Annotated in this window: 15 protein-coding genes; 7 read left to right on the top strand and 8 right to left on the bottom strand. The window is 73.7% G+C overall.

Translation table 11 applies throughout. From position 1 onward, the window contains the following. Nucleotides 1-96: 96 nt before the first annotated feature. Nucleotides 97-666: a hypothetical protein gene (locus HCJ92_RS06395; protein WP_167932451.1), complete on the bottom strand. Its 570-nt coding sequence runs from the start codon at nt 664-666 to the stop codon at nt 97-99. Between the two features lie 346 nt (nt 667-1,012). Here HCJ92_RS06395 and HCJ92_RS06390 point away from each other — a divergent pair, with 346 nt between their 5' ends. After that, entirely contained in the window at nt 1,013-1,759 is a 747-nt protein-coding gene (locus HCJ92_RS06390; RefSeq protein ID WP_338054049.1) for a restriction endonuclease, read from the top strand. Nucleotides 1,760-1,888: 129 nt separating this feature from the next. Here HCJ92_RS06390 and HCJ92_RS06385 read toward each other — a convergent pair whose 3' ends face one another. Continuing rightward, nucleotides 1,889-3,253, bottom strand: coding sequence for an MFS transporter (locus HCJ92_RS06385; RefSeq protein ID WP_167932450.1), 1,365 nt, complete (start codon nt 3,251-3,253; stop codon nt 1,889-1,891). Nucleotides 3,254-3,598: 345 nt separating this feature from the next. Between HCJ92_RS06385 and HCJ92_RS06380 the strand changes: the two genes are divergently transcribed. Further along, the gene (locus tag HCJ92_RS06380; protein WP_167932449.1) at nt 3,599-4,000 is read left to right on the top strand and encodes a hypothetical protein; all 402 of its coding nucleotides are present in this window, start codon (nt 3,599-3,601) and stop codon (nt 3,998-4,000) included. 267 nt (nt 4,001-4,267) lie between these two features. Here HCJ92_RS06380 and HCJ92_RS06375 read toward each other — a convergent pair whose 3' ends face one another. Beyond that, the gene (locus HCJ92_RS06375; protein WP_167932448.1) at nt 4,268-4,789 is read right to left on the bottom strand and encodes an HAD domain-containing protein; all 522 of its coding nucleotides are present in this window, start codon (nt 4,787-4,789) and stop codon (nt 4,268-4,270) included. Nucleotides 4,790-4,912: 123 nt separating this feature from the next. After that, nucleotides 4,913-5,569 carry a hypothetical protein gene (locus tag HCJ92_RS06370; protein ID WP_167932447.1) on the bottom strand — a complete coding sequence of 219 codons (657 nt, stop codon included), beginning with the start codon at nt 5,567-5,569 and terminating at the stop codon, nt 4,913-4,915. Between the two features lie 427 nt (nt 5,570-5,996). On the opposite strand from HCJ92_RS06370, the gene HCJ92_RS06365 reads away from it, so the two are divergent. Next, nucleotides 5,997-7,154, top strand: a complete 1,158-nt coding sequence (locus HCJ92_RS06365) for a PP2C family protein-serine/threonine phosphatase (RefSeq protein WP_245240632.1) — start codon at nt 5,997-5,999, stop codon at nt 7,152-7,154. Nucleotides 7,155-7,682: 528 nt separating this feature from the next. Then, entirely contained in the window at nt 7,683-8,252 is a 570-nt protein-coding gene (locus HCJ92_RS24730) for an MmyB family transcriptional regulator (protein WP_338054048.1), read from the top strand. A 100-nt stretch (nt 8,253-8,352) separates the two neighbouring features. Here HCJ92_RS24730 and HCJ92_RS06355 read toward each other — a convergent pair whose 3' ends face one another. Next, nucleotides 8,353-8,952, bottom strand: coding sequence for a TetR/AcrR family transcriptional regulator (locus HCJ92_RS06355; protein ID WP_167932445.1), 600 nt, complete (start codon nt 8,950-8,952; stop codon nt 8,353-8,355). A 68-nt stretch (nt 8,953-9,020) separates the two neighbouring features. On the opposite strand from HCJ92_RS06355, the gene HCJ92_RS06350 reads away from it, so the two are divergent. Together HCJ92_RS06350 and HCJ92_RS06345 are read left to right on the top strand one after the other, a co-directional pair. Further along, on the top strand, nt 9,021-9,947 hold the full coding sequence (locus HCJ92_RS06350; RefSeq protein ID WP_209310780.1) for a DMT family transporter: 927 nt from the start codon (nt 9,021-9,023) through the stop codon (nt 9,945-9,947). A 175-nt stretch (nt 9,948-10,122) separates the two neighbouring features. Beyond that, on the top strand, nt 10,123-10,722 hold the full coding sequence (locus HCJ92_RS06345) for an HD domain-containing protein (RefSeq protein WP_338054047.1): 600 nt from the start codon (nt 10,123-10,125) through the stop codon (nt 10,720-10,722). 53 nt (nt 10,723-10,775) lie between these two features. On the opposite strand, the gene HCJ92_RS06340 is transcribed toward HCJ92_RS06345, so the two are convergent. Beyond that, entirely contained in the window at nt 10,776-11,525 is a 750-nt protein-coding gene (locus HCJ92_RS06340; RefSeq protein WP_420824676.1) for a restriction endonuclease, read from the bottom strand. Continuing rightward, on the bottom strand, nt 11,522-11,731 hold the full coding sequence (locus tag HCJ92_RS06335) for a hypothetical protein (protein ID WP_167932442.1): 210 nt from the start codon (nt 11,729-11,731) through the stop codon (nt 11,522-11,524). Before HCJ92_RS06335 ends, HCJ92_RS06340 begins: the two co-directional genes overlap by 4 nt. Nucleotides 11,732-12,023: 292 nt before the next feature. Here HCJ92_RS06335 and HCJ92_RS06330 point away from each other — a divergent pair, with 292 nt between their 5' ends. Next, on the top strand, nt 12,024-12,485 hold the full coding sequence (locus tag HCJ92_RS06330) for a DUF1801 domain-containing protein (protein ID WP_209310779.1): 462 nt from the start codon (nt 12,024-12,026) through the stop codon (nt 12,483-12,485). A 161-nt stretch (nt 12,486-12,646) separates the two neighbouring features. Here the strand turns inward: HCJ92_RS06330 and HCJ92_RS06325 are convergent, their stop codons facing one another. Further along, a complete protein-coding gene (locus tag HCJ92_RS06325) occupies nt 12,647-13,057 on the bottom strand; it encodes a VOC family protein (RefSeq protein ID WP_167932441.1) in 411 nt (136 codons plus the stop codon). Nucleotides 13,058-13,061 lie beyond the last annotated feature (4 nt).

Below are 13,061 nucleotides of genomic sequence, written 5' to 3'. Positions count from 1 at the left end.
CAGCCGGCCGGTCGCGGGGCGACGGTCCGCGACCGGCCGGCGGGTCGCGCTCAGCGGGTACCGGCCGTCAGGCGGGGCCGCTCGCCCTGCCGGGGTTCACACGCGGTTCCACGCGTCGCGGAACTGGTCTCGGGCCTGCCGGGTCGGAGGTCGCCGGTAGTTGTGGATCACCTGCCATGCCGTGAGCTCGACGTCGCGCAGCCACAACTCACCGGTCGTGCTCGCAGGCCCGGGGAAGCCGCCGCTGTCCGTGAGGTGCTCTCCCACGAGCAGGGCGGTGGCCGCGCGGTGCTCGGTGGACATGGTGCCGACCGCGTCCAGGAGCCTGTCCGCGAGTCCGGCACCGTGGCCGTCCAGTGCGGCGACGACCCCGATCTTGATGTTGCCCGGCAGCAGCGTGGCAGACCCCGCGGCCTTCGTGAGTCGGAGCCAGAAGTCCTGCTGGTCCCCCGTCCCCTCCCCTGCCGCCGCCGGTGTCGGCAGCAGGGCGACCAGTGCCAGCAGGTGCCCGGTCGCGGCGTAGGCGGCCGAGGACGCCGCGGCGAGGGCGGCTATCCGTCCGACCCGTCCTGCCGACAGGCTGCCGGCCTCCTGGTCGGCGGGGATCTTCAGGTCGTGGCGCATGTAGTCGGCCAGCGGTTTGGTGTTGAAGTAGTTCGGCAGCACAGGTGTCCCCTCCTGGCGCGCAGCGGGTGTCGGGCCGATCGTGCCAACTGCTCCCGCCGGTGAACAGACCGCTTTCGGCACGAACACCACGCCCCGTGGCCGGACGGTTCGTCCTCCACGGGGATCCGGACGGCCGAGACTGCCGCGGAGCGAGAGGTTCCGGGGCGGTCCCGCGGGCGAACGCCCCGCCGCGTCGGCTTTCTCGTGTTTGGCCGACCTCACTCCCGGGGCAGGCTCGGACGGCTGCGCCGCGGGCCCGGCGCGGGAGTGGTCGGCGGCCGTGTCCCGGCCGGAGGCGTCGGGTGGCGGCGTGCCGGGCGGCGGTCGCGCCGGAAGGGGCGGGGATGTGAAGGGCCGTGGGAAGAAGGCCGTGCGGCGTCGCAACCGGCGGGCCGCAGTGGCGGCGGCAGCTGTTGTCGGCGGGGTGGTGCTGCTGTTCTGGGAGCGGTTGTGGCCGTTCGTGGCGGCAGCAGCCGTGGTCGGAGCGGCCGGGGCCGGTGCGTGGTGGGCGTGGCGGACGCATCGGAGGCTGCGGACCGGTGACGCCCGGTGGCGGCACCAGGACCGGCTCGCCGTGAGCCATCGCTCGGTCGCGACCGTCGACGGGATGGACGAGACCGAGTTCGAGCACCTCACCGCCGGGTTGCTGCGTCGCGACGGCTGTACCGGGGTGGAACGCATCGGCGGCTCGGGGGACAGGGGCGTCGACGTGCTCGGGCGGCTGCCCGACGGTCGGCGGCTGATCGTGCAGTGCAAGCGGTACGCCCCGGGCCGGTCGGTGACGAGCCCGGACATCATCCGGCTGGTGGGATCGACCGTGCACTACGGAGCCGAGATCGCGATGGTCGTGACCACCACACGGCTGACCGGCCCGGCGGTGAAGGACGCCGCCCGGCACGATGTGGTGACGATCTCTCGGGACCACCTGGGGCACTGGCTGAACGGCGCCTCGCTGTCCGCCCTGATGCAGGTGTCGGAGGGAGGTCACGGGGCCCGGGGCCATCTGGGGCGATGGAACAACACGTACGGCAGGCGTCCCGGACGTCGCCGCTCGGACGCGAGGCCACGGTCGGGAAGGGACCAGGGTCGGTGAACCGCCCGCGTCGGCCGAGCCAGGTGGCTCACGGAGCGCGCAGGGCGGGAGGTGCGGCGGAGCACGGCCGCGCCGCCACCGACGTCCGACGCGGGCGCCGGCGGCCGGTGGCGTCCGGAGCGGCAGCCCTCATCGAGCGGGGTCGGGAACGTCGGAGCGGGGACGTTCGGCAAGTCGGCGGAAGCGGCCGGAGGTGGCGAGGACCAGAGCGAGAGCCACCTGTCCCACGGCGCAGACTGCGAGAAGCAGGCCGGCTCCTCCGCCGTTCTCCGCAAACCGCGGAACGGCGCCGCTCGCCGCTTCGGCGAGGGCGCCCCCGTCATGGAACCACCTCTCGGCGAGCAGACCGCCGAGGACGACGGCCGGTGGGAAGAGTCCCTGGCCAAGGAGCCGACGGACGCCGAAGACGGTCGCCTGTATCCCCGGGGGCGTCCGCTCCTGCCAGATCGCGGTCGCCTGCGCGTTGGAGATCTGGACACCGGCCTGGGTGAGAAGGTGGGTGAGGAACCACAGCGGCGGCACCACGGCCAGGGCCAGTCCGAGCCGACCGAGGAGCGCTCCTGCGGCGAGGGCGCAGACGATGACCGCGAACCGGCTGCCCCGGCCCCCGACCAGCACGACGACGACCGCGCCGAGCAACAGGCCGACGGGCCCCGCGACGTTGAAGACCGCGAGGTTCCATGCCTCGGTCCCGGCAGCGGAGGAGGAGACGATGTAGACCGTGACGACGGCGGTGGCCGTACCTGCGAAGAAGTTGACGCCCGCGTAGACGCATTGGAGGGCCCGGAAGCCCGGGTGGGCGAAGATGAAGCGGAAGCCGCGCCGGGTTCCGGCGAAGGGCCGGAGAGGCCGGCGCTCCCTGGTACCCGGCCCCGACGACCGGCGGATGGTGGCGGCCATCGCCGCTGCCGCCGCGAAGGTCACGGCCTCCAGTGCGAAGACGGCCGCCGGGGTGACCGTCGAGTACAGCGCGGCGCCGACGAGGGGGCCGGAGACGGTGGGGACGGTCTCGATCAGCGAGGTGAAACCGTTGACGCGGCTGAGATCGCGCTCCGGACGAAGCTCCCGGACACAGGCGGCCAGGGTGGTGGACACCGCGGCTTTCACGGTCCCGGCGAGGAACACCAACAGCAGGATCACCCGGAGTCCGGCTCCGTCCTCGGCGGTGAACCGCCAGACCTGCCAGGCGAGCAGCAGGGACAGCACGGCGAGCAGGGCGTTGCCGGCGCAGACGACGTGACGGCGGGCGAAGTGGTCACTGACGGCGCCGGCCAACGGTGCCAGGTAGATCATGCCCAGCGAGCCGACGCCCACGACGAGAGCGAGCGCCGTCGCGTCACCGGTCCCGGCGTAGACGGTGAGCGCGAGACAGAACACAGCAGCGCTGGAACCCAGCAGTGCGAGCAGTTGACCGGCCCACAGCATGCCGAACGCCCGGGAACCGCGACGGACGGGCGTCCCGGCCCGGTCTCGTGGTTGCGACTCGTCAGGCATGGGTCCTTTGCGATGTGGCTCCGGAGCGCGGCAAGGAGCGTAGCCCACGCGCCGAGCGGTGTGACGGGGCTCCGAGCAAGCGACCTGCGGTCCGGTCCCTTTTCGGCCGATGACCGATGACCGATGGTCAGCGGTGCCGGCGGGACTGCGGTCCGCGCTCCCGCAAGAGCGCGGCGCTCGCCCGCCCGCTCACGGCCCGGGCGGCGGGCGGGACGGCACCCTCGGGCGGCTCTGACCCGGTGTCACGGCGGCGGTGCGACACCGGAGACGGCATCACCTCGATCGGCCACGGGTTCGCACACCAGAACGCGCACGCTTTGTCCGGATGGGGGTAGGCGCACCGCCATGTACGAGGACGATGTGGTGGAACTGGCGACAGAAGCGGACAGCGTCCGCCGGCAGATGATCGACGGCAATCTGACGGTGGACGCGGGAGACCGGGCAGCGCTGACATCGGTACAGCGGATGTGCACCCTGGGGTACAGCGCGGCGGCACCGGAGAACTTCGACGAGTACCTCGCCCTGGACCTGCGGCGGGCGGCACGTTGCTCGGGCCACGACCCGGCGCAGAAGCCCGTCGGCACCGTGATACGTCACGCCGCCGAGCTCGTGGAGGCGGGACGCAACCCCCATACCGTGCTCAGCGCGCTCGCTTCCCTCGTGGAGCCCCTGGCCGTCGACCAACGACCGGATGCCGGTGTGCCCGAGCCGCGGGAGGAGCGCACGCCGCTCGACGAACCGAGCTGACGGCGGGTCGGGCCCGGTGTCCGGCACACCTGCGGGGCCGCCCGGACGGGAGGCCCCGCCCGGCCCCCCGTTTCCCAGGTCCGGGTCGGGCCCCCGCCGGGAGCGTGTGGGAGACCCCGCGCCGGGCCCGCGACGCCGGCTACGGCCGCCTGCCGCATTGTCAGGAAGGCCCGAACGCAACCCGGTACGAGGGCGACCCTCCGCCGTGCAGCCGACCGCACCCGACGACGCCGCGAGCCGATCCGACGCGGGGTCTCCCACACGCGCTCAGGCTGTCCGCCGGAGCCACCTTCTGATCTCCGCGTAGTCGCGGCCTGCGAGCCCGTGAGCAGGGTCGACCCGGTGCAGGAGTGCCCGCCGGGGGTGGTGGGCCGCGACCCACTCGCGGTCGACGGCTGTCGGTTCGTCGTCGACCCAGACGAAGGGACGGCCAGCCGCCCACTCCACCAGCGTGCGCGTCTTCCAGTGCAGTCCGGCGTGCTCGTCCTGCTCGTCGGTACTGCGCGGCCCCGGCCAGACCACGACGGGAAGCTTCGGCAGTCCGATGCGCGGCGCCACCAGGTCGTTCGCGTCCGCCTCCCAGGTCGTGGCCCAGACCAGCTCGCAGGGCAGCGCGGCCAGGCGTGCGCCGTGCGCGGGGTCGATCCTGGCGAGGAGCGGATTCGCGTCGCCGCCGGGGGCGATCGGGCGGTGTGTCCAGGTCGGGTACGGCCGGGTCCTCGCCCCGAACGGGATGAGCGGCCCGTCGACGTCGAGGAACAGCAGGGGCCGCTGCCCGGGATCGGCCATGTCGGCAGCATAGGCGGGGCAGCGGGCGGAACCGAGGCGTCCGTTCTCCGGGGGCCGAGAAGCGGGACGCCACTCTCCGCAACCGAGCCGCCACGTCCGCTGTCCGGCCCGGGGCGGGTCCCGCTACTCCGTGCCGTCGAGCAGCGGGCTGTAGCGCAACCGGGTGGCCCGTTCGACGCTGGCGGCCGAGGCGCACAGGCCGAGAGCGGTGTTGGCCCACCACGTGAGGGCCACGGGTGAGTCGAACGTCCCGAACCGCTCGGCGACCGGTGGCACCTGGGACAGGGCCTCGACGATCTGCGGGACGGCAAGACCGAGTGACACCAGCAGCAGCGTCAGTGAGAGCGCGGCCAGGAGTCGGCTCGTCCCCGGGTGCGAGCGCTGGAACCGGCTCCGGCGTCCCTCGGCCGACCGCACGTCGGGAGTGAGGCGATGTTCGACGCCGCCGTGGTCGACGTAGTGGCATCGGCGGAGGCCGAACGCCGTCGGGACGACCTCGATCCTCCCACCGGGCACGGGGAAGACGGCGGGCAGGACCGACGTCGAGTGCTGCCTGCCGTCGACGTAGAGCTGCGCCTTGCCCTCACCCTCCTCCGTGGCGAACCGCTGCCAGTACGGCACGTCCACGGAGTACGTCGCGCGGCGGCCGTCGCCGCCGGTGAGCACGAGGTGGAACAGCGCGCGGGAGAGTGGCTGCCACCAGCGGTAACCACGCAGCGTGCGGCCGTTGCCCGGCTTCAGCCGGCCGGCTGCCTTGCGCTTCTGTCGTTCGCTGAGCATCTTGTTCCGGGACTCCGTGTCGGGTCACGACGGTCGGGCCTGTGCCGGCGAACGCGGCGATCCGGATGTCCGGGGCCGGGTCTCGCCTGGTGTCCGCCCGCGGCACAGGCTTCGGCAGGGGCGCCTCCCATTGCAAACCCTGCCCCTGGGGCAGAGTCAATGACGGGTGCGCCGCGATCGGCGCACGAGCGCTCACCCGCAGCGGCGCCGGCGGGTGCGCAGCAGGACGAGCCCCCGGGCCGGACCGTTCTTCCGTCAGTCGTTCGGCCGCGTGCGGGGACGCGGCCGGCTTCGGCCGGACTGCCGGGCGGAGCACGGTCCGTCGCGGCTCGCCCCGCTGCACGGGCGCGATCGGTGCTCCCCCTCCCGCGGTCGCCGAGATCTGCCGGACCGAGCGCCGGAGCTGATGTGGTGGGACGCTCGGGCTATGCGCATGCTCCGCGGGCCGTCCGAGGCGACCCTGATCCGTCCCGGCAGTGCCCTGTTCACCGCCGCACGGGTCCTGCCGTTCGTGGCGGTGGTCGCGGTGGTCGCCATCGAGCTCTCCCCTGCCCATTTCCTCTACACCGGCCCCTTCCTCACACCTGCTCCGGCGCTGGCCGCGCTCACGATGGGCCCCGCCGGGACGGCGACGGTGGCCGTCGTGACGGCGCTCGCCAGTTGCACCACGGCGACCTACAACCAGGCGTGGGGGAGCCAGCAGGTCTACGCCAACCTGTCGGCGCTGCTGCTGGTCTCCCTGGCCAGTCTCGCGACGAGCGCGGCGCGGGCCCGGAGGGAACGGGAGCTCGCACACGTGCGGCGCATCGCCCAGGTCTCCCAGGACGTGGTGCTGCGGCCGGTGCCCGGCCGCCTGGAGGGAGCGCGGGCCGCGGGCGTCTACCTGGCCGCCGAGGCGGGAGCGCGCATCGGCGGCGACCTCTACGAGGTGCTCTCCACCCCGTACGGCATCAGGGTCATCGTGGGTGATGTCCGGGGCAAGGGGCTGCCCGCGGTGCGCACCACCGCCGCCGTACTGGGCGCGTTCCGGGAGGCGGCCCACTACGAGGCCGAGCTGGCCGACGTGATGACGCGGTGCGAGGCCGCGCTCCGGCGGGAGATATGCCGCGCGGAGGAACTCGTCGAGGCGCCGGGGCCGCACGACCCCGCGGAGCAGTTCGTGACGGCGGTCCTCGCCCAGGTACCGGCCGAGCCCGTCGTCGAACTGGTGAGCCGCGGCCATCCCCCACCGCTGCTGCTCAGCGGCGCGGAGACCCGGCCGCTTGAGGCCGCGGTCCCGTTGCCGCCACTCGGACTCGCGGAGTTCCTCGGCTCCGCCCCCACCCACGCGGAGACCTACCCGTTCGGCCCCGGCGACCGGCTGCTGCTGTACACCGACGGGGTGGTCGAGGCCCGCGACCCCGCCCGGAACTTCTTCGAGCTGAACGCCCACCTGGCGCGGCTCGACGACAGCCCGCCGCAGCAGCTGTTGGAGCGGCTGCGGACGGCCCTCCTCCAGCACGTGCGGGGGCGGCTGGAGGACGACGCCGCCATGGTCGTGGTCGAACGGGACGCGTACACCGCCCCCGCACGCGCCGCCCCCTGACCGGAGGAGCGGGCGTCACGGTGCCGACGGGAAGGACACGCCGGCCAACTCGCACGACCTCTCCCACGTCAGCGCCGCGACCTCCGGGTCGCGGGCGGCACGGTAGATCCTCTCCGCGCTCGCCGCCCCCGTGAGGTGCCCCAAGCCGCGCGGCCCGTAGAAGCGACCGCACCGGGCGCTGGGTCTCGTGGCGGCGCACAACGCGGGGCGCAGGCCGCCCTCGACACGCTGGACCGGCCAACCCAGTGGGGCGAGGAATCGGAACGCCGCGTCGAACGGTGCTCGGCCGCGCCCATGCGCGGGCCGGCCGACTGGAGGTTGGTGGCGGTGGAGCCGGGGTGCGCGACGTTGCTGGTGATCCCCCAGCCGGCAGGCCACGGCCTGGAGTCGCGCTCGGACTGCAGGTCGGACCAGTCCGCGCGCCCGGCCATGACAGCGGCCGGCGCGGACTGCGTCGTCACCCGGGCGGCGCCCGCGACCAGCAGCGGCAGGATCCCGGCGACGAGGGCGACGTGCCCGAGGTGGTTGGTGCCGAACTGCAGCGCGAACCCGTCGGTGGTGGTGTGCCGGGTGGGCGGCGTCATCACGCCGGCGTTGTTGACCAGGATGTGGATCGGGCGGCCCTCGTCGTTGAGCCGGCGCCAGCGCGGCGACCGAACGCAGCGAGGCGAGGTCGAGCACGCGGGTGGAGGAGGTGCCGCCGATCCGGTCGAGTGCCGCTCGTCCCTTGACGGGGTCGCGCACCGGTATGACCACCTCCGCCGCGGCGTCCGCCAGACGGCGGGCGAACCCCAGACCGATTCCGTCACTGCCTCCGGAAACCACAGCCAGTTTGTCCGTGCCCTGCTCCGGGCGAGCGAGGAGTTCGCCGAACTGTGGGAGCGCCATGAGGTCGCCCAACGGTTCGCTGATCGCAAGACGCTGCTGCACCCGGAAGTCGGAGCCCTCGAACTCGACTGCCAGGCGCTCTTCACCGAGGACCGGTCCCAGACGCTGCTGGTCCTCACCACCGGGCCGCGGACCGAGAGCCAGGAGAAGCTGCGGCTGCTGTCCCTCCTGGGCACCGACCGCTTCACGGCCGCGCCCGGCCGGAAGTGACCCCGCGACGCTCCGGGGCGACACGTCGGGAGGTCCAGGGGGCCGGGGCCGTCCGGGCTCCCCGCCGGCAGGAGCGGCGTGCGGCGTGCGGCGTGCGGCGTCACGGTGCCGGCGCGCCCCCGGCGGCGGCCAGCAGGGTTCGAGCCGCCGCCCCGGCCTTGGCGTGGGCGGCGTCGTCGCCCAGCGTCGTAGCGGTGACGTGCGCCCCTTCGTACAGCAAGTGAAGGTGCTCCGCCACGAGCGGGTCCCCTGTCAGATGCCGGAAGAGCCCCAACATCCAGCGCTTCTCCTCGCGGATCGCGTCACCGACCGCCGGGGTGCTGGTGCCCAGCTCCGCCCAAGCGTTGACGAAGGCGCAGCCGCGTGGGTTCCCCGCCGCCCACCGCTCCGCTACGGCGAACACCGCGAGCGCCCGCTCCGGCCCGGCCGGATAGCGGGCGAGTTCCGCCAGAAGCATGGTCTGCCATCGGTGGGCGCGGCGCCCGAGGTACGCCACCACCAGCTCCTGCTTGGAGCCGAACCGCTGGTAGAGGGTGCGCTTGGTGACCCCGGCCGATTCGGCGACGAGGTCCACGCCCACGGCCCCGATGCCCTGCCCGTAGAAGAGCTCCTCCGCCGCGGCCAGGAGCCGCTCACCGGCCGGGGTCGTCGTCGGGTTCGGTGCCGGCGCGAGGCCGTCCAGGTCTTCGGGTGCGCGCATGCTGCTCTCCCCAGAGGTGGGAAACGGGTACACAGCGAGTATACCGACCGGTGTGTTTATATGCGGGCATGAAGAGTTTCGGATGGGCGGGCGCGTTCGTGGTGTTGTGGTCCTCCGGGTTCGTCGGGGCGGTGCTGGCCGGCCCCGCGGGCTCCGTCTCCGGGGTCCTGGCCTGGCGCTACCTGATCACGGCGGCGGTGCTGGTCACCGCCGTGGCACTCACTCGTCGGGCCGTGATCACCGCGCGGGGCGTGGCCGAGCAGTGCGTCATCGGCCTGCTGGCGCACGTGGTCTTCCTCGGCGGTGTCTTCGGGGCGTCCGCCGGCGGTGTCGGGGCGGGCACGGTGGCCCTGGTCTGTGCGATGCAACCGATGCTGGTCATGGTGGTCGGCCGTCTCGCCTGGGACGACTCCGCCCGGCCCGTGCAGGTGGCCGGCCTGCTGGTGGGGCTGCTCGCGGTGGCGGTCAGCGTCGGAGGCGACCTCGGGAGCCTGGGTGCCGGGCTGCTGCTCCCCGTGGCGGGCCTGCTCGGCCTGTCGGGGGCGGCGCTTCTCGAACGCCGGTGGCGGCCGACGGCCGACGTCCTGAGCTGTCTCTGCGTCCAGGTGGCGCTCTCCGCCGGCGTCTTCCTGGCCTTCGCCGCCGTGACCGGCGGGCTCGCCCTGACGGTGACGCCGACGGTCGTGGGCGCGCTGGCCTGGCTGGTGGTGCTCTCCGGACTCGGTGGCTACGCCGCCTTCGCCGTCTGCTTGCGCCGCCTGGGCAGCTCCCGCACGAGCCTGCTGCTCTACCTGACGCCCCCGGTCACCACCGTGTGGGCCTGGGTGATGTTCTCCGAGACCCCGGGAGCTGCGCAGTGGGTTGCCCTGACGCTGGGAGGGGTGGCGGTGCTGCTGTCGTGGGCGACGCCGTCCCGGGGAGCCGGCCGGTCCGCCGCAAGGCCGGTGGCCGAGGCCCCTGCCCCGGGTGGGGCGCGGGCGGGCAGCCGGAGTTGAGACGGAAGGCGGGCAGCGGGCGGAACCCTGCCCCGGGGCGGGCGGGGGCGGGCCGCGCGCCATGAACCGGAGACCGCGCAGCGGGACGGACGGGCCTGGCCGTGCACCGAGACCGCTTCCACCGAGAGCGCGTCCACCGAGGTCGCGGCGCGGATCGCGCCGGGGGAAGCAGCCGGTGAGCCCGCCGTCCGAGCGGGAGATTCGCGCGCTGCGCCGGGACCACGCCCCGTCAACCACCGCCTACCGCCGCGTCCTGGGGCATTGCGGGACGGTCTGGGAGATCGCACAGCTGCTGCTCCGGGATCAGACCGTCGCCGTGGACGAGGACCTGGTGCGCGCGGGGTGCCTGCTGCACGACATCGGGGTGTATCGGATGTACGGCACGGCCGGGCGTCTGGAGGAGGCGAACTACGTGCGGCACAGGCCGCTCGGTCACGACCTGCTCGCAGACGCGGGCTTCCCCACGCGGTTGTGCCGGTTCTGCTCCTGCCACACCGGGGTCGGGCTCAGCCGCTCCGATGTGGTCGAGCAACGGCTCCCGGTCCCGCCTGCCGACCACCTGGCGGAGACACGCGAGGAACGCCTGGCCATGTATGCGGACAAGTTCCACTCGAAGTCGAGGCCCGGCGCACTGCTGACGTACCGCGAGTACGCCCCCGTGGTCGGCAGGTTCGGCGCCGACAAGGTGCGCCGTTTCGCGGCGCTGGCCGGCGAGTTCGGCGTACCCGACCTCACCGGCGTGACGCCCTCACGCCGAGCGCGGTCCGACAGCTGAGCGGTGCCCCCGGCCACGGCCACGATGCGGGGCGACGGCGGGCGCGTTGTGCGTCAGCCGGGGGAACGGGGCGGCGGAACGGTGCGCAGCAGTTCCCAGAGCGGGTGCGAGCCGGACGCCCAGGCTCCGAGGACGGGGCGGTCCACCACCTGCAGCCGCTGCCGCCCGGCGAAGGTGACCGCCGGCGCCGTCACCCGACCGTTGGTGACGATCACCGCGATGTCGGCGCCGTGCACCTGGCGCGCGGTGCCGTTGAGCACCTGGAAGTCCTGCGTTCCCACCGGGGAGCCCGCAGCGCCCTGGCGCCGGTGCTTGCACTGGATCACCCAGCGGCGCCCGAAGGGGTCGGTGGCCGTCACGTCGGCGCCGAGATCACCGGCTCCCCCGACGCGCGCTGCGTCCCGGCAGCCGTCGCGGCGCATCATGTCCCGCACCGCGTCCTCGAAGCACGAGTGGTGCAGGGCGTCCAGCCCCGCGAGTGCTTCGTCCGCGCTCCTACCGCTCGCGGGGCCCCGACGAAACCGGCGCCGCAGCGACCCCGGCCGGTCGGCGCCGGCGCCCAGCGCGAGCAGCGCCGTGAGGACCGCCACCCACCAGACGGCGAGCAGCCGGTCGGTGAATGCCGCCAGGGCGGCGACCCCGAGGAGCACGGGGGCCGCGGCCTCGAAGCTCGGTCGCTGCGCCCGTCGGCGCCCGCCGACCGCACGACCGCGCCGCACAGGGGCGCGGCGCGAGGCCGCGCGGGCGCGGCGAGGGGCTCCGCGGCCACGTGCCGGCGAGCGCCCTCCGGCGCGCGGGCTCACTGTCCTGCCCTGGTGACGCCGCTCGCCAACTCACCGAGGGCGGTGAAGAGGGCCTGGCCGACCGGGGTCGGCGCGATCACGACCCCGAGCGCCAGGACGAGGGCCACGGTCACCTTCTCGTCGGTGCGGCTCCGCGCCTGCGTGCGTCGACACAGACGCGCGACGACCACGACCGCGAGCAGCACGGCCACGTTGACGGTCAGCACTGATCGGACCTCTCCCCACTCGTCCCACACCACTCACAGGAGGCGCCCACCCGCCTCAGCCATCCTGTATAGCGCCATCCGGGAGGATCGCCGACCAATTCCCGATGAATGGCACGAACTGCTCGGAGCTGGCCGAACACGCACGACTCATAAGAAATCAGCACACTATTTCGATGTGCGTGGTCGGCGTGGTCGGCGGGGCGGGGCGGACGACCCGTCAGATCTCGAGAAGCGCCGGGACCGGCCGCGCCGTAGGGTCCGATCGAGGAAGCCGGCCACCCACAGGAGAGTGATGACGATGAGCGGGAGCGCCGAACCGGCGAGCGGCAACGGCTTCTCGGCGGAGGAGCGCGCGGCGATGCGCGAACGCGCCGCGGAGCTCAGAGCGGAGGCGGACCGCCCCAGGGGCGGCAAGGCGGCAGCGGCAGAGCTCGACGTGATGGCGAAGATCGCAGCGATGGCGCCCGCCGACCGCGCGGTGGCCGAGCGGATCCACGCCATCGTCACCACCCACGCGCCCGAGCTCTCCCCCAAGCTCTGGTACGGACAGCCCGCCTACGCGCGAGCGGGCAAGGTGGTCTGCTTCTTCCGCAGCGGCGACGCGGACAAGGAGCCGTACTCGACCTTCGGTTTCACCGCGGAGGCGTCGCTGGACGACGACAGCGGACTCTGGCCCACCTCGTACGCCGTGACCGAGCTGAGCGAGGGAGCGGTGGCCGCGCTGACGGCCCTGGTCCAGCGGGCTGCCGGCTGAGCGGGGCCCGTGCCCGCCGGCCCGCGCCCGCCGCGTCCGGGCACGGCCGTCCGTCGAGACGCCGCCGTTCGCGCGTGGACGGCCCTGTCCGGAGCAGTCGACCGCGGCCGGGGCGGCGCGCTGCCGCTCGGCGGCCGATCCGCCGCCCCGCCGGGGCGGGTTCAGGTCGTCGGCTGGGTGAACCGGATCCGGTTGCCGAAGGGGTCGCGGAGACCGCAGTCGATGCCGTAGGGACGCTTCGTGGGCTCCTCGGTGAACTCGACACCTCGTTCGAGCAGCGTCCGGTAGGTCTTGTGGCAGTCGTCCGTGGTGAGGATGAGCCAGCCGGCCATCGCCCCCTTGGTCACCAACTCGCGTACCTGCGCCGCGGTCTCCTCGGACATCGCCGGGGCGCCCGGCTTCTCCAGCAGGATCTGCCGTTCGGGATGGCCGGGCACGCTGACGGTGAGCCAGCGCATGAACCCCAGGTCGAAGTCGGCGGCGACCTCGAGGCCGAGCTTGCCGACGTAGAAGTCGTGGGCCTCGTCCTGATCGAGGACGTAGATCTGTGACTGCGTGATGCTGGTGAACATGGGT

Origin of the sequence: Streptomyces spiramenti (assembly GCF_012034385.1) — a bacterium.
Lineage (GTDB): Bacteria > Actinomycetota > Actinomycetes > Streptomycetales > Streptomycetaceae > Streptomyces > Streptomyces spiramenti.
The sequence above is the reverse complement of the archived record's forward strand: the minus strand, read 5'-3'. Positions and strand labels throughout refer to the sequence as shown.

Bases quoted from the DNA above. Each gene is read 5' to 3' on its own strand.
- HCJ92_RS06355 (WP_167932445.1), bottom strand. From the start codon at position 8,952: ATGCGCGCACCCGAAGACCTGGACGGCCTCGCGCCGGCACCGAACCCG.
- HCJ92_RS06330 (WP_209310779.1), top strand. From the start codon at position 12,024: ATGACGATGAGCGGGAGCGCCGAACCGGCGAGCGGCAACGGCTTCTCG.
- HCJ92_RS06365 (WP_245240632.1), top strand. From the start codon at position 5,997: ATGCGCATGCTCCGCGGGCCGTCCGAGGCGACCCTGATCCGTCCCGGC.
- HCJ92_RS06380 (WP_167932449.1), top strand. From the start codon at position 3,599: ATGTACGAGGACGATGTGGTGGAACTGGCGACAGAAGCGGACAGCGTC.
- HCJ92_RS06370 (WP_167932447.1), bottom strand. From the start codon at position 5,569: ATGCTCAGCGAACGACAGAAGCGCAAGGCAGCCGGCCGGCTGAAGCCG.
- HCJ92_RS06325 (WP_167932441.1), bottom strand. From the start codon at position 13,057: ATGTTCACCAGCATCACGCAGTCACAGATCTACGTCCTCGATCAGGAC.
- HCJ92_RS06350 (WP_209310780.1), top strand. From the start codon at position 9,021: ATGAAGAGTTTCGGATGGGCGGGCGCGTTCGTGGTGTTGTGGTCCTCC.
- HCJ92_RS06375 (WP_167932448.1), bottom strand. From the start codon at position 4,789: ATGGCCGATCCCGGGCAGCGGCCCCTGCTGTTCCTCGACGTCGACGGG.
- HCJ92_RS06385 (WP_167932450.1), bottom strand. From the start codon at position 3,253: ATGCCTGACGAGTCGCAACCACGAGACCGGGCCGGGACGCCCGTCCGT.